We start from the raw sequence: 21,006 nt of genomic DNA on the forward strand, positions 1-21,006 counted from the left end.
TTGCTTGAAGAAACGTATGTTCCAGTTTCCCGCGGTATTACGGAGAGGACAAGGCGCAACGCCGCAGCCCAGCGCTATCGCATAGAAAAGATAAAGATGGACCTTGATGGAGCTGTAACCTGCCTAATTCGCCATCAAAAACTCATAGATGATATATTCGCTGCATGATCCAGGAAACCGCTGAACACGTCGCCGTCATGCTCAGGAACGCCCGCAGCGAGAAGGGCTGGACCCAGGGCCAGCTGGCCGCCGAGCTGGGAACCAGCCAGAGCGCGGTGGCCCGGATGGAGCAGGGTAAACAGAACCTGAGCCTGAAAATGATCCAGCGCCTCGAGACCATCTTCGACCGGAGCATCGTTAACGTGGGTAAACCGCAGATGACCCACCTTCGCGTGGAAGGCGGGCGCACCCTGTCCGGTTCGGTTGATGTCAACAGCAGCAAGAACGCCGGCGTTGCGCTCCTGTGCGCCAGCCTCATCAACCGCGGCACCACCATCCTGCGCCGCCTGGCCCGGATCGAAGAGGTCAACCGCATCGTGGAGGTGCTGACCAGCATCGGTGTGGAATGCACCTGGCTCAACGCCACCGACCTCCGCCTGCGCCGGCCCGCCGTCCTGGACCTCGACTCGATGGATGTGGAGGCTGCCCGCCGCACCCGCAGCGTCATTATGCTGCTGGGTCCCCTGCTGGACGAGTCCGCCGAGTACAGGCTGCCCTATGCGGGAGGCTGCGACCTCGGCACCCGCACCGTCGAGCCGCACATGCAGGCGCTGCGCCAGTTTGGCCTGTCCGTCGAAGCCACGGCCGGTTTCTACGCTGTCCAGGCCCCGACGGCGGATTCGCGGGACCGCTCCTTCGTTCTCACTGAGCGCGGCGATACCGTCACGGAGAACGCCATCATGGCGGCCACCCACCGTGAGGGCACCACCGTCATCCGGAACGCCAGCCCCAATTACATGGTGCAGGACCTCTGCTTCTACCTGCAGATGCTGGGCGTCACCATTGAAGGCGTGGGCACCACCACCCTGAGGATCACCGGCAAGCCCGTCATCAACGCCGACATTGAGTACTTCCCGTCCGAGGACCCCATCGAGGCCATGAGCCTGATTACCGCGGGCATCGTGACGAACTCCGAGGTCACGGTGCGCCGCGTGCCCATCGAGTTCATGGAGATCGAGCTGGCCACGCTGGGGCAGATGGGCCAGCAGCTGGAAATCTCCGGTGAATACATGGCACGGAACGGCCGGACCCGGCTGGTGGACGTGACCACCAAGCCCTCGGAGCTGAAGGCACCGGAGGACAAGATCCACCCCATGCCGTTCCCCGGCCTGAATATTGACAACCTGCCGTTCTTCGCGGTGATCGCAGCCAACGCCACCGGCCAGACGATGATCCACGACTGGGTGTACGAGAACCGCGCCATCTACCTGACGGAGCTGAACCGGCTCGGCGCGCAGGTCCAGCTTCTCGATCCCCACCGGATCTACATCAACGGCCCCACCAAGTGGCGCGCCGCTGAAGTGGGATGCCCGCCGGCGCTGCGTCCGGCCGCATGCCTGCTGCTGGCCATGCTTGCGGCACGCGGCGTGTCCGAGCTGCGCAACATCTACGTGATCGAGCGCGGGTACGAGGACCTGGCCGAGCGGCTGAACACCATCGGCGCCAGGATCGAGTACTTCCAGGGCTGACATTCACTCTTCGTCATGAAGGGGCGGGGCACTTCAAATGTCCCGTCCCTGCCGCAGAATGTGACTATGCGTACCTTCGGCGTTGAGGAAGAGCTCCTGATTGTTGATCCGGAGTCCGGCGAACCGCTCGCCCTCGCTGACGCGCTCCTGTCCGGGCGGCACGTGGCAGCAGACGATTTGCCGCAGCCTCCGCAGGCGCCTGCCGCGAGGGACAACACGGACGGCGACGGGATGGGCCTGACTGCCGAACTGAAGCTTGAGCAGATTGAGACGCAGACCCGCCCGTGCCTGGACTACGGAACGCTGCTGGACCAGATCCGTGCCGGCCGGTCCCTCGCCGACCAGGCGGCGCAGAAGAACCATGCCAGGGTTGCGGCGCTCGCAACCTCACCGCTGGGATCCACCAGCCACACCACCCCTGACCCCCGGTACGCCCGGATGCTGGAGCGTTTCGGGCTCACCGCCCAGGAACAGCTGACCTGCGGCTTCCACGTCCACACCTACATCGAGTCACCGGATGAGGGCGTGGCGGTGCTGGACCGGATCAGGGACAAGCTCGCGGTATTGACGGCGCTCAGTGCGAACTCGCCTTTCTGGAACGGGCTGCCCACCGGCTTCGAAAGCTACCGGACCCAGGCTTGGAACCGTTGGCCGACGTCCGGACCAGCGGCCGTCTACGGTACCTACCCTGCGTACCGCAGGGTGGTGACGCGGCTCCTGGACAGCGGCGTGATGCTCGACGAAGGCATGTTGTATTTTGACGCGCGGCTCTCGCGGAACCACCCCACGGTTGAGGTCCGGGTAGCGGACGTCTGCCTGCGCGCCGACGACGCCGCACTGATCGCCTGCCTGGTGCGGGCGCTGGTGGAGTCGGCCAGCAGGGAGTGGCGTGACGGCGTGGACCCGGCTCCGGTCCCCACGGTCCTGCTGCGGATGGCATCATGGCAGGCCAGCAACTCCGGGCTCACGGGCGAGCTGCTGGACTTTGGCAACTTCCGTCCGGCACGCGCCGCCGATGTGGTCCGGTCGCTGGTGGATTACCTCGCCCCGGTGCTGGACGAGCAGGGTGAGCTGACACTGGCCCGGCAAGGCGTGGAGGACATCATCGCCCGCGGCACGGGCTCGGCTGAGCAGCGCCAGGTGCGGGAAAAGGCACTGGCAGGCCAGCCCGGGGACTTCGGCTTCGGTGCGGTGGTGAAGCACGCTGTCAACGTGACCATGCGGGATACCCTCAAGGTTTCGGAGGCGGATACGGCGCCCGAGTTGCTGCGGGTCCGGCAGTCCTGACCCGCTCTGCCGGGGAGCCTGCCCCCACTGCCATCAAGGCTGGGCACACCGCCGGCGACGCCATCCGTGTCCGGACCAGCGTCGCCGCCGCGGAAACAGGCTAGATCTGCTTGAGGGCCTGTTCCAGGTCGCCGATGAGGTCCTCGGCGTCCTCGAGCCCCACGGACAGGCGCACAACCCCGTCGGTCAGGCCAATCGCAGCCCTGCCCTCCGGACCCATGGCCCGGTGCGTGGTGGTGGCCGGGTGCGTGATGAGGGACTTGGAATCGCCCAGGTTGTTGGAGATGTCGATGACCCGCAGCGCGTCCAAAAGTGCGAAGGCGGCCTCCTTGCCGGAGCGGCCGCCCGACGGTGCCAGTTCAAGGGTGAGTACCGTACCGCCGGCCTTCATCTGCTTGGCCGCGAGCCCGTACTGCGGGTGGGACTTCAGGAGCGGGTACTTCACCCAGCTGACGGCGGGCTGCTGCTCCAACCATTCCGCGAGCCGCAGCGCCGTGGCCGAGGAGTGGCTGACGCGCAGTCCCATGGTCTCCAGGCCCTTGGCGAGCACCCAGGCGTTGAACGCGGACAGGGCGGGCCCGGTATGGCGCATCAGTTGCTTCACGGGACCGTCAATGAATTCCTTGGTACCCAGGATGGCCCCGCCGAGCACCCGGCCCTGGCCATCGATGTGTTTGGTGCCGGAGTACACAATCACGTCCGCCCCCAGCTGGCCGCAGCGCTGCAGCAGCGGAGTGGCGAAGACGTTGTCCACCACCACCGTGGCACCCGCCGCGTGCGCAAGTTCGCTGACCGCCGCGATGTCCACGATTTCCTGCATGGGATTGGAAGGAGACTCGAAGAAGACAGCGGTGGTGGGCTCGGACAGGGCGGACCGCCACTGGTCCAGGTCAGGGCCGTCGACGAAGACGGTCTCCACGCCCCACCGCGGCAGGATTTCGTTGAGGATCACGAAGCAGGAGCCGAACAGCGAGCGGGCAGCCACCACCCGGTCCCCGGCAGCCAGCAGCGCGCCGAGGGCCGTGAAGACGGCGGACATGCCGGACGCCGTCGCAAAGCATGCCTCGGTGCCCTCCAGCAGGCGGAGGCGTTCCTGGAACGTGGCCACCGAGGGGTTGCCGTAGCGGGAGTAGACGAAGCGTTCGTCTTCGCCGGTGAAGGCGCGTTCGGCAGCGGCGGCGGACTCGTACACGAACCCGGAGTTGAGGAAAATCGCCTCGGACGTTTCCTGGAAGTTGGTGCGGTCCAGCCCCCCGCGGACGGCCTGGGTGTCAGGGCTCCAGCCGGCGGCATCTTCGTTGAAGGTCACTTAGTTCTTTCCGAGGTTGGTGGGCAGGCCGCGGTTCTTCCAGCCGTTGACGGTGCGTTCGCCGTAACGGTCCGGTTCGCCTTCGAAGCCTTCCAGGACGTTGTAGGAGATGAAGCCCGCCCGGGTTGCCGCCGTAGCCGCCGCAATGGAGCGCTGCCCGGAGCGGCACAGGAACAGCAGCTCGGTGCCGCGGTTCTCCGGGCCCTGCTGCTCAAGGTCGGTTATGAATTCCGGGTTGGGAATGCCGCCCGGAAACGTCCACTGGATGAACAGGGGATCGTTGTCCGTGGCCTTGGTGTCCGGGATGCCAATGTGCGCCCATTCGCCCTCAGTGCGGACATCCACCAGGATGGCGCCCTGCTCCAGTTTGGCCCAGGCCTCCTGGGGTGTCAGGTCTCCTGCGTAGCTCATGCGTGGCCCTCGCCGTCGAATTCGGGTTCTTCAGTGGCGGATTCCAGGTGGTCCACAGCGGTGGCGACGGCGGCGTCCGCGGAGGCGATGGCTGCCGGGAGCACCACGGCCTGGGCCACGATGACGCTGCTGCCGTTGAAGGTCACTGCCGGGCTGCCGTGCAGCACGTACCCTTCCGCCAGGGCAGCCGAGATCCGCTCGCAAAAGGCGCGGTCGTCCGGGCCGCTGATCAGGCGGTAGGACAATTTCTCTTCAGGGACAGGTGCGTCAGACATGACGGATCTCCTTCTCTCACGCTTGCAGCTCGAATCGGTCGATATGCCGAGTAGTCACCTGAGGCACCCCGCCGTGGAAGGAGGGTTGCCGACCGGCCAGTCAGGGCTTGGCGCCGGTACTCATTACTCCCCAAAAACGTAACACCTGCCGCCGGGAGCCGCACCGCCGCCGTCGTCATCTTCCGTAACTGAACCGGAAACACAGGGTCACAGGCGTGCCGGGCGCTTTCCGGGCAGCGCCCGACGGCGGCATTGCCGCAGGTGGGCGGGTTTTACGCTGCTTCCTGCATGCATTCCCGGCGGGCTTCGACCGATAAAGTACAGGTGGGGCCGCTGCCCCATCAGGTCTTCGGCACCGGGGGGTTCCATGAGCATGCGTACATCCGCGCGACGACGCACCAAACCTTCGGTCCAATCGTTCCGCGCGGGCGCGTCGAGGGTGTGGACATTCCTTGCCGTTGTGCTTCTGGCAGCGTGTGCCGTGGTGCTGCCCGCAGGCGCCGCCAGCGCCGCCGACCTTAACCCGGACGAGGGAAAACCCCTGCTGGGCGCGGTGCTGGAGTGGGGTGAAGATTCCGCTGCCGGTTTCGCCGAACGGCTTGGAGCATCTCCCGCCGCCTACGGCCACGACCTCGCCCTGCCGTACCGCCCCTCGGAGCAGAACAACCTCCGGGGCTTCCTGGAGCAGGCGTCACTCCAGGGTTCGCATGCGATGTTCACTGTGAAGCCCACTGTGCCGCTCGACCAGATTGATGACGCTGCCGCAGCGTCCTTTGCCGCGGAAGTGCGGCGGCTGACATCGGGTTTCACCGGGCAGGTGCTGATCCGTTTTGCCCCGGACATGAATGCCAGCTGGGTGGAATGGGGCCAGCAGCCCGGTGCGTACCGCAACGCCTTCCGTGCGGTGTCCGCCGCCTTCAAGACGTCCGGCGGCGGCCCGCTGATGGTGTGGGAGCCGTACCTTGGCAAGGATTATCCCTTCGCCCGGAGCCGGAATGCGCCCGCTCCCGGCAGTGAGGGCTTCGCTTTGCTGGACACCAACGATGACGGAGCGTGGGACGGGGCGGACAGCGCCTACGAACCCTACTATCCCGGCGATGACGCCGTGGACTGGGTGGGCTTGACCGCTTTCCACGACGATACGGCCGGCGGGGCGGCGGTGAACACGGTGCCGCGGGCAGGCGAGCTCCAGGAGATGCTCACCGCCTCCGGCGGGGAAAACTTCTACAGGGACTATTCAGCCGGCCGCAGCAAGCCGTTCATGCTGCAGACCGCTGCCTTCTACAGCCCCGCAGCCGGCGGCGCCTCCGAGGTGGACGTCAAGGCCGGCTGGTTCGACCAGGTGGTGGGGGCCGCCACGTCGACCAACTTCCCGAAGACCGCCATGGTGGTGTGGGACGAAAGGACCAGTACCCGGGACACGGGTGTAGCGAGCATCAGCTGGTTGCTGACCGGCAACTCCACCGTAGCCGCGGCTGCCCACGCCCGGCTGAAGGATTCGTCAATGGTGACCGGACCCGTCACGGAGGTTGGCGCCGGCGGCAGCTATGAACGGGCCAACACACTGACGGGCGCCGCGGCCTGGACTGTGGGAGCGGCGCTGATCCTCCTGTTGGTGGCACTGTGGCAGATTCCCCGCAGGGTTAACGCTGCCACGGCCTGGGGCTACGGCGACCCCTCCCAACGGGATTCCCGGGTGGACCTGCTCCGCGGCATGGCCATTGTCTTCGTGGTGGTCAACCACCTGGGCATGACATCGCTGTTCCAGCTGCTGACCCAGGAGGCAGTGGGCTTCGTCAGCGGCGCCGAACTGTTCGTGTTGTTCTCCGGGCTGGTGGTGGGCATGGTCTACGGGCCCCGCGTCCGCGAGGATTTTGGCACCGTGCTGGACCTGACATCCCGCCGCGCCGGCAAGCTGTACCTGACGGCGCTGGTGGTCCTGGTTGGCGTCTTCCTGATGTCCTTGCTTCCCATTTTCCGGACCGAGGCCCTCACCACCTTCGTGGACCAGGGGACCGGAGGGGCCGGGCACCAGGGGGCCGGCCGTACCTACGACCTCTATGCGGGGATGGAATCCCTCTTCCAGTTCCCGGTGCCGCCGCAGGTGCTGCCCGCCGTCCTCCTGCTGCAGTTCGGCCCCTGGCAGTTCAACGTCATGGGCCTGTACGTGGTGCTGCTGCTGGTCAGCCCGGTGGTCCTCGCCGCGCTCAGCCGTGGGAAGGCCGTCTGGGTGCTGGCCGCAACGCTTGGGCTCTACGCCGTCGGCTCCATCACACGCTTCCGGCTCTTGCCGTCGCAGTTCGAGGATTCGTTCCCTCTGCTTGTCTGGCAGGTGCTGTTCGTCATCGGCCTCGTGGCCGGCTACCACCGGCGGACCATTGTGGCGTGGCTATCTGCCAGGACCTGGCTGGTAGTGGCATGCACCGCCGTCGCACTGCTGTTCGCGTTCCTGTCCTGGGGCAACCCCTACCTGGCCAACGGCTTCGACGTCCGCCTCGCCCTTATTCCGGACACGGCGTACCGGGTCATGTACGACGCACTCTTCGCCCGCACCTACCTGGCGCCGGGGAGGCTGCTCAACGTGCTGATCCTGGTAGTGGCTGCCTACGCGCTGCTGACTGCGTACTGGAAACCCATCCAGCGGGTGTTGGGCTGGTTCCTGATCCCCCTGGGGCGCGCCACCCTCTACGTGTTCATCATGCACGTGGTGCTGATCGCTGTGGTGGCCAACATCCCCGCCCTGCAGCAGGAGAATGTGCTGCTCAACACGGCGGCCTACGCCGTGGTCCTGGGGCTCCTGTGGGCGATGGTCCGGACGAAGTTCCTTTTCAAGATCATTCCTACCTAGCTGCGGCGTTCGGGGAGCCTGGGCTGGCGGCCCGGGTTACTGTCCGTGCGGCAGGATGAGCTGGTGCAGCAGGTGGTCCTGCCATGTTCCGGCGATTTTCAGGTACTCCGGGGCAACCCCGATCTCACGGAACCCTGCCCGGCCCAGGATTCGCCGCGACGCCGCGTTGTGCAGCAGGGTAGCGGCCTGGATGCGGTGGAGGCCAAGCTCGCCCTGCGCGTACCCGGCCGCGAACCGGACAGCAGCCGTGCCGACGCCCCGTCCCAGGAGGCCGTGGTCCACCCAGTAGCCAAGGTTGGCACTGAGGAACGGTCCCCGGACAATCCCGGTGAGGGTGATGGTTCCGACGATGCGCTGGGCCGCTGATGAGTTACCGAAGCCCTCGATGAGAACCCAGGGAACCTCCGTGCCCAGCACCAGCTGTTCACGCTTGGTCCGGATCAGCTCCCGCTGACGCCGGGCCGTATAGAACGCCTCGGGCCGGCGGGGTTCCCACGGCGCCAGGTGCAGCCGGTTCCGGCGGTACGCCTCTGCCAGGGCGTGCCCGTCATTGCCGTGGAGCAGCCGGATACCCACGCCGTGGAGCAGTTCTTCCGGCTCGGCGACAGGTGCGGGGAGTGGATTGTTCATCCTTCGATTGTGCCGTGTAGTCCGCCACTGCCTGCAGCCCGGCGCATCGGCCGTCCCGGCGGATGCTGTTGCCGCGGCATCAAATGAAAAATGCTGTGGCACACGTGGTGCCACAGCATTGGTTTCGGTTTTATACGAGTCCGGGGTAGCTGGCGACGATGTAGTCGGCTGCAGCCGGTCCCTTCATCCGCAGGCGGTTGTGCCGCGGGTTGATCCGGTGCTTCATGGCTGACCAGAACTGTGGTTCCGCGCCCGGGGAGTGCTGGTTGATGAAGCACCAGCTGGTGTAGAGCCCGAACAGGCGGTCACGGTTGAGGCCATGTTCTGTGGAGTCGTCGAGGTAGGTGGCTTCCTGGAGGAACAGATCGAACTGCGAATTAGCCATGGCGGCATCCCTTCGCTAAGTGCATGGTGTCGCCATTCGGCTATAGCGGCGAACCTCCACGCCCTGCACGGGGCGATGGAGTGTGACTTGACCCCTTGGAAAATTGGGGACTCTCAGGCGGAGTAACTGCCTTATCTACAATGTAGACTTTACCCGTAGACTACAACAGAAGCAATGCCCATGGCCGCTGAATGCGGCCGACACCAGGTGCGGCAGCCGCCGGGTCCGGGCGTTCCAGATCCAAGGATGGAACCATGGATTCCCCCGAAACCCGCGGAGCAAGCGCTCAGCCGCGGCGCAAAACACCCCTCAGCAGGGAAACGGTCCTTGCCAAAGCCTTGGAACTCGTGGATTCCGACGGCGTGGACGCGCTGACCATGCGCCGCCTGGGCCAGGAGCTGGGCCGCGATCCGATGAGCCTCTACCGGTACGCAGAGAACCGTGCAGCGCTCCTGGACGGGGTGACCGAACTGGTTCTTGATGACCTCTGTATTGAGCCGGAAGATCCTGACTGGAAGGAACAGCTCCGCACCATCGCCCACAACCTTCGGTTGCTGGCGCTGCGCCACCCTAACCTTGTGCCGCTGCTTGTCACCAGGCCGCTCTCCACACCACTCGGACTGCGTCCCCTGGGCACCCTCAGGCCGCTGGAGCAAATCCTGTCACTGCTGATTGCAGCGGGCTTCAAGCCCTCGGACGCCCTCCATGTGTACCGCGCCTACTACGGATTCCTTTACGGCCATATCCTCAACGAACTGCAGGAATTCATCGTTGACCCGGAAGAAAACGAGGCGCTGCTCCGGTTGGGCCTGCACAGGCTGCCGCCGAAGGAATTCCCGCGGCTGCGGGCCCTGGCGCCGGCCCTTGCCGAATACGACGGCTTAAACGAACTCGACCAGGGAATCACCATCCTGCTGAGTGGCCTCGAAACCCAGCTGTCCCTGAATGCCAACCGCTCCTGACAGCGTCTGCGCGGCCGGCAGTGGCTATTCGAACGATGCCCGCCGACGGTCCTGCAGCCGGGTGTTCCAGACGTCCGGCCGGTTCACCTGGAACCGGCGGCCCGTCAGGGCCTTGGCGTTCAGCCGGATGTAGTTCGATTTTTCGCCGGGCTGCCAGGGCTCCAGTCCCAGGCCGTCCACGGCGTCCATTTCGGACTGGTCCTCAATGACCTGGGTATCGCCGCGTACCACCACGCTCCATGCAAGCTCCGTGGCGGGGTCGTACCCGTCGATCTCCAGCGCCGCCGGGCGTTCCATCATGGCGCCCCACAGCTTGGAACCAGCTGCCGTGCGGAAGGCGATGCTCCGGCGGTGGACAACAAAATTAACCGGAAAGACCTCGGGGTGGCCGTCCACGACGATGGCGAGCCTGCCCAGCGTGTCGCCTGAAAGGAGGTCCCAGCAGTCGTCAAAGGAAAGGTTTTCGATTGGCAGCTTGAGCGAGTCCATGGTCCACACCTTACGGGCGAAGCGGGATGCGGAAAAGGGACTTCACCCCTTGTTTCAGTGCTATTCGATTCCGGCGTAAAGCTCGGTGAGCTCGGCCGTCAGTTCCTTCTGCAATGACGGGGTGCCAATCTGCTTGCCGTCGATCGTGTTAACGGGGGCGAGCAGGCGGACACTGGAGATCAGCCAGACCGCGTCGGCGTCCAGCAGGTCCTGCGGTTCCAGGGGTCCGTAGCCCAGTTCCCAGCCCGCTGCCTTTGCCGCGTGGAACAGGGCACCCTGGGATGTTCCAGGGAGAATGCCGCTGTCCAGCTGCGGTGTGATGAGGCGCTTGACGGTGGTGCCGTCCCCGGACTCTTCCACATGGGCCAGCAGCACCGTGGAGGTGGGGCCCTCAAGCACGCGACCGTCGGAGGACAGGAAAGATGACGTCGTCGGCGCCCTGCTTGCGGGCATGGCGCAGGGCGGCCATGTTGACGGCGTAGGAGAGCGTCTTGGCACCCATGAGCAGCCACGGTGCGCGCTCTGCAACGGTACTGTCGTAACCGCGGTCAAGCAGGATGACGTCGATGCCTGTTTCGCGCTGCCGGCGGCCGGCGGCCGGCGCAGGGGAGACCTGGACCCAGGCGGTGGCGGACGCCGCGCCCTCCACGCCGCGGGTAACCACCAGCTTGACCACCAGCTCGTCGTCATCCGGGCTGGTGGCCGGGTACTTTGCGTGGTGCCCGGCAATACCGGCAGCGATGGCCCGCCGCCACTCATCCTGCCCCGGAATGCTGAGGTCCAGTGCTTCCGCAGAGCCACCGAGGCGGTCCAGGTGGGCCTGGATTTTCCGGACTGACCCACGTACGGCGAGCATCGTCTCGAAGATGCCGTCGCCCCGGGTTGCTCCCTGGTCCGTGACCATCAGCTGCGGCTGGGATGCGTCGGCGGGCCGGCCGTCGGGGTAGGCGGGATCGAGGAAAACGAGTACCACGGGGGCGGGAGAGGTCATGGGACCAGCTTAGTGCGGTGCCGCGCGGATAAGCTGGGCGGAGTGCCCGGACGGAACCCGTCCGCCGGGAGCTCATCTTCCGGGGGTTATCTCGTGTTGTGGCCATTTTCGCTTGCCGGCACCGCGCCGATGTGGGTAGTGGTGATCCTCGGTGTCGCAGACCTCGCCATCAGGATCCTGGCCTTGGGGATCATCCCGGGCAACCGGCGCCCCACCACGGCCATGGCCTGGCTGCTGGGCATCTTTTTCGTGCCGTTCCTGGGCATCATCCTCTTCCTGCTCTTCGGCAACTTCCGGCTGTCCAGCCGGCGCCGCGAACAGCAGCAGCAGGTCAACGAGAGGGTGCAGGCGGGCATCACGGCCCTCTCGGACGCCGAAAGCGACTACCAGGGCCCCGAATGGGTGAAGTCGGCCGGTGAACTGAACCGCCGGCTGGGTTCGCTGCCCATGGTGGACGGCAATACGGTGGACCTCATCCCCGGCTACCCGGATTCCATCTTTGCCATGACCGAAGCGGTGCGGAAGGCGAAGAAGTTCGTCAACGCCGAGTTCTACATCATGAGCACCGACCACATCACCGATGACCTCCTCACCGCCCTCGAGGAAGCCGCAGAACGCGGCGTCGAAGTGCGGGTGCTCTTTGACCACATCGGCACCCTGCGGGTCAAGGGATATAAGAACCTCCTCAAGCGCCTCAGAGCCGGCAAGATCCAGTGGAAGCGCATGCTGCCCCTGCTGCCCATCCACGGGCAGTGGCGCAGGCCGGACCTCCGGAACCACCGCAAGATCATGGTGGTGGATGGTGAGCTGGCCTTCACCGGGTCGCAGAACCTTATCGAGCCCTCTTATAACAACCCCCGCCACCGCAAGGCCGGCCGCGAATGGGTTGAGCTGATGGCCTGCCTCCGCGGACCGATCGTGACCACCCTGAACGTCGTCTTCGCCACCGACTGGCTCAGCGAAACGGACGAGTCGCTGGAGCACCAGCTGCAGCTTCCGGAGGACAGGACGCCGGGGCACGTCACCGCCCAGGTGGTGCCCAGCGGCCCGGGATTCATCACGGAGAACAACCTGCGGCTGTTCAATACCCTGATCTACTCGGCGCAGCACCGGATTTCGATCTGCAGCCCGTACTTCGTCCCGGATGATTCCCTTTTGTACGCCATCACCACGGCAGCCCAGCGCGGCGTGGACGTTGAACTGTTCGTTTCCGAAAAGGGCGACCAGTTCCTGGTCCACCACGCCCAGCAGTCCTACTACGAGGCGCTGCTCGAGGCGGGCGTCCGGATCTTCCTGTACAAGGCCCCGTTCGTTCTCCATGCGAAGCACTTCACCATCGACGACGAGGTGGCCGTCCTGGGCTCGAGCAACATGGACATGCGCTCGTTCTCCCTGAACCTTGAGGTGTCCGTCATGCTGCTCGGCGCGGACATCGTGGCCAAGATGCGCGCGGTGGAGAACACGTACCGGGACATTTCCCACGAGCTGCGGCTGGCGGACTGGCTGAACCGGCCGCTCGCCGCCCGCTATGTGGACAACGTGGCGAGGCTGACGGCAACCGTCCAGTAGTGGCGGCCAGCCAGTTCCGGCAGGTGCTTTAGGGGCCGGGGAATTCCGCGCCGAGGGTTGAGAGCACCCCGTAGGCCTTGGTCCGGATTTCATCGTATTCCTCGTCCGGCACGGAGTCGGACGTGATGGCGCCGCCGACGCCGAGGGTCAGTTCCGCCGTACCGTCGCCGTCCGCGCTGATCACCAGGGTCCGGATGGCGACGGCCAGGTCCGTGGCACCGTTCAGCGAGAAATATCCAATGGCACCCGAATAGACGCCGCGGGGGCCGGCTTCCAGCCGGTCGAGGATGGCCATGGTGCTGATCTTCGGCGCCCCGGTCATGGAACCGGCAGGGAAGCAGGCGGCCACGGCTTCGGCCCGCGGGGATCCCGGCGGCAGGCTGGCGTCGATGGTGCTCACCATCTGGTGCACTGTGGCGTAGCTTTCGATCGCGCACAGCCGGCTCACCGTCACGGAGCCGGGGACCGCGAAATGGCTGAGGTCGTTCCGCAGCAGGTCCACAATCATGATGTTCTCGGCCCGGTCCTTCAGCGACGTCGCAAGCTCCGTCCGCAGGGCAGCATCCTCAGCGGCGTCGGCAGCCCGGCGGCGGGTGCCCTTGATCGGTTCGGCCCGCATGCCGCCGTCGGACGCTATCCGCAGGAAACGTTCCGGGGAGGTGCTGGCGACCGCCAGCCCATCGAACGCCAGGTAGCTGGCGAAGGGTGCCGGGTTTCGCCGGCGCAGGGCCAGGTACGTGTTCCATGGATCCACGGTATCCGCCGGAACATGCGCCGCGAGGGTGGTGGTCAGGCAGACTTCATAGGTGTTGCCCTCGCCGATTTCGCGCTGCGCCTCGGCAATTTTGGCCCGGTAGGCCACGCCACTGTCCCGGCTCGTGAACGCAGGCACGGGGGAGCCGCCGACGCCGGTGCTGCCGCCGTCAAGGGCGGCGCCGGCCGGGGCAGCGGCGGCATCCTGGCTGTCCGACGCCGTGGGCGTAACCGCTGCGGCCCGCACCGCTGCCCGTGCGGTGTCCAGCCATTCGGTGGCGTCCGGGGCGTCCAGGGCCAGGAGCCAGGCAGTGCCTTCCACATGGTCCAGGACAATTGCCCGTCCGGCGAAGATCAGGGCAGCGTCCGGCGTGGCCGCGGAAACATCGGCGCCGCCGGTTTCCCGTTTCAGTTCGTAGCCCAGGTAGCCCAGCCACCCCAGGGTGAACTCTCCGGGGTAGCCCTCCGGGGCGCGGACCGCCCGGCGGCCCCACACGGTGTCCAGCCACCGGAAAAACGGTCCGTCCACGCTGGCGGTAACGGAGCCGGCGCTGATGTGGCTGGCTCCGGCACGGTGCGTGACCGACTGGCCGAACGTGCCGCCGTCGTCCGCCAAAATGCTGAAGCGGCTGCGTTCGGCGGCCGTCCGCACGGTTGGATCGGCGGGATCCCCGCCTGCCGCAGGCCCCGTGATGATTGAAACCCCGGCGTTGGACGAGTCAAGCCAGACCGCGTTGGCGGACCGGCCGTAAAGGGCACTGAAGAGTTCGGCGGCCCGCGGGCGTGCGTCGAGCCGTTCCGCACGGAGGCTCAGGCCCCGGCGGGCAGACAGTTCGGGCGCGAGGACCTGGGCCAGCCCCGGGAGATACGGCAGGAGCTGCAGCACGTCCTCCGGCGCGCCGCCATCGGCCACGTTCCGGATGTGCAGGTCCGCCTCGGCGGCAACATCGTCCGCGGCGAGCCATTCGGACTCCTGGGCCGCCCACTGGTCCCAGTAAGGTTCGTAGGTTTCGCCGTCCCGCTGCAGCGCGCGGGTGCGTCGGACGTCCTCCGGCGAGTCCGCCCAGATGACCGCGCTCAGGAAGGGCCGGGCCGCGGCGGCCGCGGCGCCGACTCCCTCCACGATGACGATCTCGGCGGGAAGGGTGACCCGGGGGTCGCCGTCGTAATGCCTTTCCCAGTCCCAACTGGTCCAGGCAGCGGCCTCACCGCGGCTGAGCGGGCCGAGGACGGTGCTGATGTAGCGTTCGATGCCGGCGGCCAGGCCGTTCCAGCCGGGATAGATGTCCTCGAGGTGGAACAGCGACACCTTGTGGCGGGCGCGCAGCCGCGCGGCGAGTTCCACGGCGAGGGTGGTCTTGCCTGCACCCGAGCGTCCGTCAATGGCGATGATGACGGGGGCTGGGCTCATGGAGTAGAGCGTACCGTTTTCAGTGCGCCTGCCGCGCCAGGTGTGCATTGCTTGCCACCGCTGCCCGGATGTGGTCAACGAGGCCGGGCATTGCGGTGTGGATCTGGTGCCAGACGGCGTCGAAATCGGCGTGGCCGCCGTACCAGGGATCCTCGATGCCCTGGTCCAGGAGGTCCCGGCCGGTCATCGCGGGGTCGAAGCTGCGGAGCATCCGGATCTTCTCCAGCGACTCCCTGTCCGGAGCTGCCTGGCTGAGCCACGCGTAGTGGTCGATGTCCAGTGCGAGGATCAGGTCCCGGTCGCGGAACCACCCGTGGTCCCACTCCCTGGCCACATGGAAGTCCGTAGTGAGTTGCGTGATGGCCAGCCGGCGGGCCGCGCGCGGATCGATGGGCCGCCCGGCCTCGTACCCGGTGGTGCCCGCTGAGTCCACCATCACCAGGTCGTCCAGCCCCTCGCGTTCCAGTGCCGCCCGGAGCATGTGTTCAGCCATGGGGGAGCGGCAGATATTGCCTGTGCAAACGGCAATGACGCGGTATGGGCTCGACGTTGAGTTCATGTGTCTAAGCATGCGCTTTATGGCCACCAATGGCCAGCGGCGATTCACAATATTTGACGGATTTGTAAAGATGCATGACGGCTGCTGGAAACGGGTAAGGGGCAGGGTTGACGGTCCCCGGACGCCTGGCGGGCCGCGTGTCCGGCGGCCCCATCAACTGATCAGTGGATGAAGGCCAGCAGGATTCCGACGCCGACGAACAACACGCCGAACACCTTGCTGAGGACCAGCTGGCCCCGTTCGGTCTGCGTGAACCGCTGGAAGGACCGGGCGGCCGCGGCGAAGAAGAACCACATGACCAGGATGTCGATGGCCACGATGGTGGCCGTGAGGATGGCGTACTGGGTAATCAGCGATTCTTCGGGCCGGATGAACTGCGGGGTGAAGGCGAGGAAGAAGACAATCGCTTTGGGGTTCAGGAGGTTGACCCAGAAACCCCGCCGGAAAATCGACACAGCGGGCTCGAATGTGGACGCGGCCGCCTGCTCCTCCTGGACGGCGGGCTTGCTGAGGAACTGCCGGATGCCCAGGTAGACCAGGTAGGCGGCCCCGGCGTAGCGGATGATGTTGAAGGCCAGCGGCGACCCGGAAACCAGCACACCCACGCCCAGCGCCACGATGAGCACGTGGACAACGAGCGCTGCCTGCTGGCCAAGGATTCCCCAGATGGAGCGGAGGAAGCCGGCGTTCAGGGAATTGCTCATGGTGTTGATAGCGCCGGCACCGGGCGTGAAACTGATGAGGGCGCCAGCGCCTGCCAGGGCCAGCCACAGGGAAAATTGCACTAACCAATCTTACGCGGGCCGGCCGGCTGGCCCGTCACCACAATGTGGCCACCGGTTCGAAGGCCTGCAAACTCCCGTCCGCCGTGACCAAGGTAAAACCCTCCACCATGGCCTGCGCTGCCAGCAGGCGGTCAAAGGGATCCTTGTGGTCCCAGTCGAGTTGTCCGGCAGCAAGCCCGTGGGATGCGCTGACCGGAAGCTCGGACGCATAGAGGTGGGCGAGTTGGCGGCCAAAGCTCGCGACGATCGCAGACCCGGCGGGAAGCTTTCCGAGCCTGTGCTTGTAGGAGAGCTCATAGGCGGTCACCGGCGAAACGAAGACCTGGTTATCCAGTTTGGTGATGGCGTTCCGGGCTTTGGTGGAGAGCCGCCGCGGCTCGGCGATTGCCCACAGGAAGACGTGCGTATCCAGGAGCAGCCTCATTCTGCGGCAACTCCCATTTCCTCCTCTGTCCACGGCTCATAAAACCCGTCCGGGATGTGAAGCGGGCCCAGGAACCCAAGATCCCGCCTGGTGGGAGGCTCGATCTTCACCAACCGCGCAACGGGGCGTCCGGCTTTCGCGATGACCACGTCCTCGCCGCGTTCCACGAGGTTCAGCAGTTCGGAAAGCCGGGTTTTGGCTTCCTGGACGTTGTACTGTCCCATGTTGACCAAGTCTAGTTGGTCAACCTCCACGGCATAAGGCTCAGCCCAATACTCGTGGTCTCCGTAATAGGTCATGACCCCGAGGCTACGCCTGGGAACGCATGCGCGGCAGGGAACCTTGGGGCCATGTGGAAAAACCGGCCCAACCTAGGCCCGGGCGATGACCTCCCCGTTCGGAATCAGGAACCAGCCGTCGTCCGTGGAGCCCCAGCGGTGCCAGCCGGCCGAGATCCGCGCCAGGTCCGCCGGGTTGGCGAAACCGTACTCCAGGGCCTGCTCCGCGAACGCCGAATGCAGCACCCGTTCACCCCACACGCGGGCCTGCCACCGGCGCTGCTGGCCCGTGGCGTAGAGCCAGTTGCTGCTGGTGGGGGCGACGTCGTGAAAGCCCGCGGACTGGGCCCAGCTGACCAGGCGCCGCCCGGCGTCGGGCTCGGCCCCGTTCCGCCGCGCGATGAGCTGGTAGAGGTCCATCCATTCGTCCAGCTCCGGGATGGCGGGGTACCAGCTCATGCCGTGGAAGTCGGCGTCCCGCACTGCAACAATGCCGCCCGGCTTGGCCACCCGGCGCATCTCCCGCAGCGCCTCGACGGGGTCGGTCAGGTGCTGCAGCACCTGGTGGGCGTGGACCACGTCGAACGTCCCGTCAGCGAAGTCGAGGCCGTAGATGTTGCCGGCCACGAATTCCACGTTGGGCACTTCACGTTCGACGGCGAGCGCCTTCGCCTGGGCAATGATGTCCGGTGAGCGGTCCAGCCCGGTGACCCTGCCCGGACTGACCACTGCGGCAAAATCGCACGTAATGCTGCCCGGCCCGCATCCGACGTCGAGCACGTCCGTCCCCCGGGTGAGGTGCGGCAGGACGAATGCCGCTGAATTCTCGGCGGTCCTGGCGGCATGGGCGCGGACCACTGACTCGTGGTGGCCGTGCGTGTAGACGTCGTCTTCAGGCTGCTGGTCGCTCATGGACAAACGCTACTCCCAACCCGGCGGCAGGGACTGGCGTTGGGGCCGGCAAAACGGGAGTGTCTGCTAGGTGGCGCTGTGGCCGGAGGGTTCGGGGGACTCCTCGCGGGCGGCAATGGTGGCGTCCACCATGGCGGCCATGAAACGCGAAACGGTATCCAGCTCCGCGTCGGTGAACTCCGCCATGGCCATTCCCATGTGGCGTGAAAGTGGCGCAAAGATGGCACCGCCCTCGGTGAAGGCCTTGGGGGTCATCTTCAGCTGGACCTGGCGGCGGTCCGAGCTGTGGCGCTCGCGGACCACGTGGCCCGAGTTGTCCAGCCTGTCGATCAGGGCCGTGGTGGCGGGTGAGCTCAGGTTCAGTTCCTTGCGGAGGAGCCCGGGCGTGACCGTGTTGCCCTTAGCGGTATGGCGCATGATGACGGCTAAGGCGTTCAGGTCCGTCCGGTGCATGTCCTTGCGGCCGCCCGCGGCGTCCACGTAGCGGTTGGCCTCCAGCGTGAAGTCCTGCAGCAGCCGGACCAGGGGGTGGGGTCCGCCGGCACGAGGTGTTTCAGGCGCGGCCGGGCCGGTGTTGTCCGGGTTGCTGCCGGTCATCGTCACCTCCTGGAGTTCGCGGGGCCGTTGGTCTGCGCGCACTGGCCCTGACGGATATTACTTCAGCTGCCTTGGCATTGCGTGGCATTGGTCCCGGGTTGGCCCGCACCGGGCCGCGAAGCTAAAAAGCTTGACTGGCACTTATCTCTATCATGGAGATAGTCTAAGCTGGAATCAATCCTACTCCGCTTTGTCCCGCGTGGACCATCCGCATGGAAGGCATCATGAAACATCAGACTGCAGCCAAGGAACGCGTCCCGTTCTGGCTCCGCTGGCTCATTCCCGTCATCCTGGTGCTGACCTGGCTTGGCCTTGCCGGCATCGGCGGCCCAACCTTCGGCCGGTTGGAGGAGGTCTCCTCCAACGACCAGGCGTCGTTCCTGCCCGCCAGCGCCGAGGCCACGGAGGCCCAGGACTGGCAAGCGAAATTCCGTGACTCGGACGAGGTTCCCGGAGTGATCGTCATTGAGAACGCCGAGGCTTTCACTCCTGCCCAGCTCGGTGAAGTTGCGGGACTCCGGACAACCTTGGAGGAACTGAAACTGGGCAGCGCGGTGATCGGCCCCATTCCGTCCGCGGATGGCAAGGCCGTGCAGTTCATCGCCCCCATAGGTGGCTCCGTGGAGGTCAAGGAGGCCGTCAAGGAGTTGCGGGACACCGTGGCGGAGGCGGCGCCGCAGGGCATGCAGACCTACGTCACCGGTCCTGCGGGCCTGGCAGCGGATCTGACGGCGGCGTTCGGCGGGATCGACGGCATCCTCCTGCTCGTGGCCCTGTCCGCCGTGTTCGTGATCCTGCTGATCGTTTACCGGTCCCTGCTGCTGCCCATCATGGTCCTGCTGACATCCGTCTTTGCCCTCTGCGCAGCCATCCTGCTGGTGTTCGGCATGGCAAAAGCGGGCTGGATCCAGCTGAACGGCCAAAGCCAGGGCATCCTGTCCATCCTGGTGATCGGCGCGGCAACGGACTATGCCCTGCTGTTCGTGGCCCGCTTCCGTGAGGCGCTCACCCACACCACCAACCGGACCAAGGCGGTGATCACTGCGTGGAAGGCCTCCTTCGAGCCCATCCTGGCCTCCGGCGCCACGGTAATCATCGCGCTGCTGTGCCTGCTGTTCTCCGACCTCAACTCCAACAAGGCCCTCGGCCCGGTGGCCGCGGCGGGCATTCTCTGCTCGCTGTTCGCCGCGCTGACCCTCCTGCCCGCCCTCATGGCTCTGCTGGGCCGTGCCGCGTTCTGGCCTTTCCGGCCCAAGCTGGTGCCCGCCGAGGAGCGCGAGCCCGAGCTGGTGACCGGGCTCGAGGGCCAGAAGGGGCTGTGGCGCGCCACCGGTTCGGTGGTGTCCCGCCGCCCGCGGACCATCTGGATCGGCTCCGTCCTGCTCCTGCTGGTTGCCTCTGCCGGCGTCCTGCAGCTGAAGGCCAATGGGGTGCCCCAGACCGACGTGATCCTCACGGCCTCCAACGCCGTGGACGGCCAGGATGCGCTGGCGCGCCACTTCGACGCCGGCAGCGGCAGCCCCGCCGTCGTGGTTGCGGACCAGGCCAAGGCGCAGGAAGTCCTGGACGCGGTCAAGGCGGCCGGCGGCGTGGGCGACGCCTATCTGTTGGCCCAGGGCAGTGTTCCCATCACCGGAGCCCCCCGGCGCGCCCAGCGAGCCGGACGTCCGCGAGGGCAAGGTCCTCATCAACGCCACCCTGAACTCCGCCGCGGACTCCCTCGAGGCAGAAGAAGCCGTCAAAGCGCTCCGGACTGACGTGAAGGCCGTTGACTCCGGTGCCCTGGTGGGTGGCGTGACGGCCACTGCGCTGGACACCAACACCACCGCCCAGCGTGACCTGGTGATCATCATCCCCGTGGTCCTGGTGGTCATCCTCTTCATCCTGATGCTGCTGCTGCGCTCCATCGTGGCGCCGGTCCTGCTGGTGCTCTCCGTGGTGCTGTCCTACGCCGCCGCCATGGGTGTCTCCGCGCTGGTGTTCAACAACCTCCTGGGCTTCCCGGGCGCAGATGCCACCGTCCCGCTGTTCGGGTTCGTCTTCCTGGTGGCCCTGGGCGTGGACTACAACATCTTCCTGATGAGCCGGGTCCGGGAAGAATCCATCAAGCACGGAACACGGCCCGGCATCCTCCGCGGCCTCGGCGTCACCGGCGGCGTCATCACCTCCGCCGGCGTGGTCCTGGCGGCAACCTTCGCTGCCCTGGGCGTCATCCCCATCATGTTCCTGGTGCAGCTGGCCTTCATCGTGGCCTTTGGCGTGCTGCTGGATACCGTGCTGGTGCGCTCGCTGCTGGTGCCAGCCCTGGCGTACGACCTCGGCCCGAAGATCTGGTGGCCCGGCAAGCTCGCCCGGGCCGGCGCCTCTGCTGCGGACAAGCCGCGGGAGCCCGGCGTCGAACCCCTCGAGGAGGTCTCCAGCCGCTGACGGCAGGCGCCCTGCC

18 protein-coding genes, 2 pseudogenes and 1 riboswitch are annotated in these 21,006 nt (G+C 66.3%); of the genes and pseudogenes, 6 read left to right on the forward strand and 14 right to left on the reverse strand.

Going from position 1 to position 21,006, the window contains the following annotated elements; genetic code table 11:
• Positions 1–164: 164 nt before the first annotated feature.
• Positions 165–1,688, forward strand: coding sequence for a UDP-N-acetylglucosamine 1-carboxyvinyltransferase (locus QE394_RS10865; protein ID WP_056081422.1), 1,524 nt, complete (start codon positions 165–167; stop codon positions 1,686–1,688).
• A 66-nt stretch (positions 1,689–1,754) separates the two neighbouring features.
• Positions 1,755–2,975 (forward strand): glutamate--cysteine ligase, encoded by a 1,221-nt coding sequence (locus QE394_RS10870; protein WP_261619809.1) that lies wholly within the window; start codon positions 1,755–1,757, stop codon positions 2,973–2,975.
• A gap of 100 nt (positions 2,976–3,075) precedes the next feature.
• On the opposite strand, the gene QE394_RS10875 is transcribed toward QE394_RS10870, so the two are convergent.
• The 3 genes from QE394_RS10875 to QE394_RS10885 are packed head-to-tail and all read right to left on the reverse strand — an operon-like array spanning position 3,076 to position 4,970.
• Entirely contained in the window at positions 3,076–4,284 is a 1,209-nt protein-coding gene (locus QE394_RS10875; protein ID WP_056081416.1) for an O-succinylhomoserine sulfhydrylase, read from the reverse strand.
• Positions 4,285–4,695: a rhodanese-like domain-containing protein gene (locus QE394_RS10880; protein ID WP_056081412.1), complete on the reverse strand. Its 411-nt coding sequence runs from the start codon at positions 4,693–4,695 to the stop codon at positions 4,285–4,287. It abuts the gene before it with no gap.
• Entirely contained in the window at positions 4,692–4,970 is a 279-nt protein-coding gene (locus tag QE394_RS10885; protein ID WP_056081410.1) for a DUF1737 domain-containing protein, read from the reverse strand. The genes QE394_RS10880 and QE394_RS10885 overlap by 4 nt, the downstream gene beginning before the upstream one ends.
• Before the next feature lie 13 nt (positions 4,971–4,983).
• Positions 4,984–5,098: riboswitch (SAM riboswitch) on the reverse strand.
• A gap of 239 nt (positions 5,099–5,337) precedes the next feature.
• On the opposite strand from QE394_RS10885, the gene opgC reads away from it, so the two are divergent.
• Complete coding sequence (gene opgC / locus QE394_RS10890; RefSeq protein WP_349034488.1) at positions 5,338–7,818, forward strand: OpgC domain-containing protein; 2,481 nt, start codon at positions 5,338–5,340, stop codon at positions 7,816–7,818.
• Positions 7,819–7,854: 36 nt separating this feature from the next.
• Here the strand turns inward: opgC and QE394_RS10895 are convergent, their stop codons facing one another.
• Both QE394_RS10895 and QE394_RS10900 read right to left on the reverse strand, forming a co-directional pair.
• Positions 7,855–8,448: a GNAT family N-acetyltransferase gene (locus tag QE394_RS10895; RefSeq protein WP_314215631.1), complete on the reverse strand. Its 594-nt coding sequence runs from the start codon at positions 8,446–8,448 to the stop codon at positions 7,855–7,857.
• Positions 8,449–8,578: 130 nt separating this feature from the next.
• Positions 8,579–8,833, reverse strand: coding sequence for a hypothetical protein (locus QE394_RS10900; RefSeq protein ID WP_056081401.1), 255 nt, complete (start codon positions 8,831–8,833; stop codon positions 8,579–8,581).
• Between the two features lie 254 nt (positions 8,834–9,087).
• On the opposite strand from QE394_RS10900, the gene QE394_RS10905 reads away from it, so the two are divergent.
• A complete protein-coding gene (locus QE394_RS10905) occupies positions 9,088–9,795 on the forward strand; it encodes a TetR/AcrR family transcriptional regulator C-terminal domain-containing protein (RefSeq protein WP_349034489.1) in 708 nt (235 codons plus the stop codon).
• 24 nt (positions 9,796–9,819) lie between these two features.
• Here the strand turns inward: QE394_RS10905 and QE394_RS10910 are convergent, their stop codons facing one another.
• Positions 9,820–10,284, reverse strand: coding sequence for a pyridoxamine 5'-phosphate oxidase family protein (locus QE394_RS10910; RefSeq protein WP_056081395.1), 465 nt, complete (start codon positions 10,282–10,284; stop codon positions 9,820–9,822).
• 60 nt (positions 10,285–10,344) lie between these two features.
• Positions 10,345–11,275: pseudogene (locus tag QE394_RS10915) on the reverse strand (aminodeoxychorismate lyase).
• 129 nt (positions 11,276–11,404) lie between these two features.
• Here QE394_RS10915 and cls point away from each other — a divergent pair.
• Positions 11,405–12,844: a cardiolipin synthase gene (gene cls / locus QE394_RS10920; protein WP_349035400.1), complete on the forward strand. Its 1,440-nt coding sequence runs from the start codon at positions 11,405–11,407 to the stop codon at positions 12,842–12,844.
• 28 nt (positions 12,845–12,872) lie between these two features.
• Here the strand turns inward: cls and QE394_RS10925 are convergent, their stop codons facing one another.
• From QE394_RS10925 to QE394_RS10955, 7 genes are all read right to left on the reverse strand, one after another.
• The gene (locus tag QE394_RS10925) at positions 12,873–15,008 is read right to left on the reverse strand and encodes a chorismate-binding protein (protein ID WP_349034490.1); all 2,136 of its coding nucleotides are present in this window, start codon (positions 15,006–15,008) and stop codon (positions 12,873–12,875) included.
• A gap of 19 nt (positions 15,009–15,027) precedes the next feature.
• The gene (locus QE394_RS10930; RefSeq protein WP_056081387.1) at positions 15,028–15,567 is read right to left on the reverse strand and encodes a low molecular weight protein-tyrosine-phosphatase; all 540 of its coding nucleotides are present in this window, start codon (positions 15,565–15,567) and stop codon (positions 15,028–15,030) included.
• Between the two features lie 161 nt (positions 15,568–15,728).
• A complete protein-coding gene (locus QE394_RS10935; RefSeq protein WP_349034491.1) occupies positions 15,729–16,352 on the reverse strand; it encodes a LysE family transporter in 624 nt (207 codons plus the stop codon).
• Positions 16,353–16,386: 34 nt separating this feature from the next.
• Positions 16,387–16,776, reverse strand: a complete 390-nt coding sequence (locus QE394_RS10940) for a type II toxin-antitoxin system VapC family toxin (protein ID WP_056081381.1) — start codon at positions 16,774–16,776, stop codon at positions 16,387–16,389.
• Positions 16,773–17,075, reverse strand: coding sequence for a type II toxin-antitoxin system prevent-host-death family antitoxin (locus QE394_RS10945; RefSeq protein ID WP_349034492.1), 303 nt, complete (start codon positions 17,073–17,075; stop codon positions 16,773–16,775). Before QE394_RS10945 ends, QE394_RS10940 begins: the two co-directional genes overlap by 4 nt.
• A 72-nt stretch (positions 17,076–17,147) precedes the next feature.
• Entirely contained in the window at positions 17,148–17,966 is an 819-nt protein-coding gene (locus QE394_RS10950; protein ID WP_349034493.1) for a methyltransferase domain-containing protein, read from the reverse strand.
• Positions 17,967–18,032: 66 nt separating this feature from the next.
• On the reverse strand, positions 18,033–18,563 hold the full coding sequence (locus tag QE394_RS10955) for a MarR family winged helix-turn-helix transcriptional regulator (protein ID WP_349034494.1): 531 nt from the start codon (positions 18,561–18,563) through the stop codon (positions 18,033–18,035).
• Positions 18,564–18,775: 212 nt separating this feature from the next.
• Here QE394_RS10955 and QE394_RS10960 point away from each other — a divergent pair.
• Positions 18,776–20,990 (forward strand): annotated as a pseudogene (locus QE394_RS10960) (efflux RND transporter permease subunit).
• The last annotated feature ends 16 nt before the right edge of the window (positions 20,991–21,006 follow it).

The sequence above is a fragment of the Pseudarthrobacter sp. SORGH_AS 212 genome (assembly GCF_030818145.1).
GTDB lineage: Bacteria > Actinomycetota > Actinomycetes > Actinomycetales > Micrococcaceae > Arthrobacter.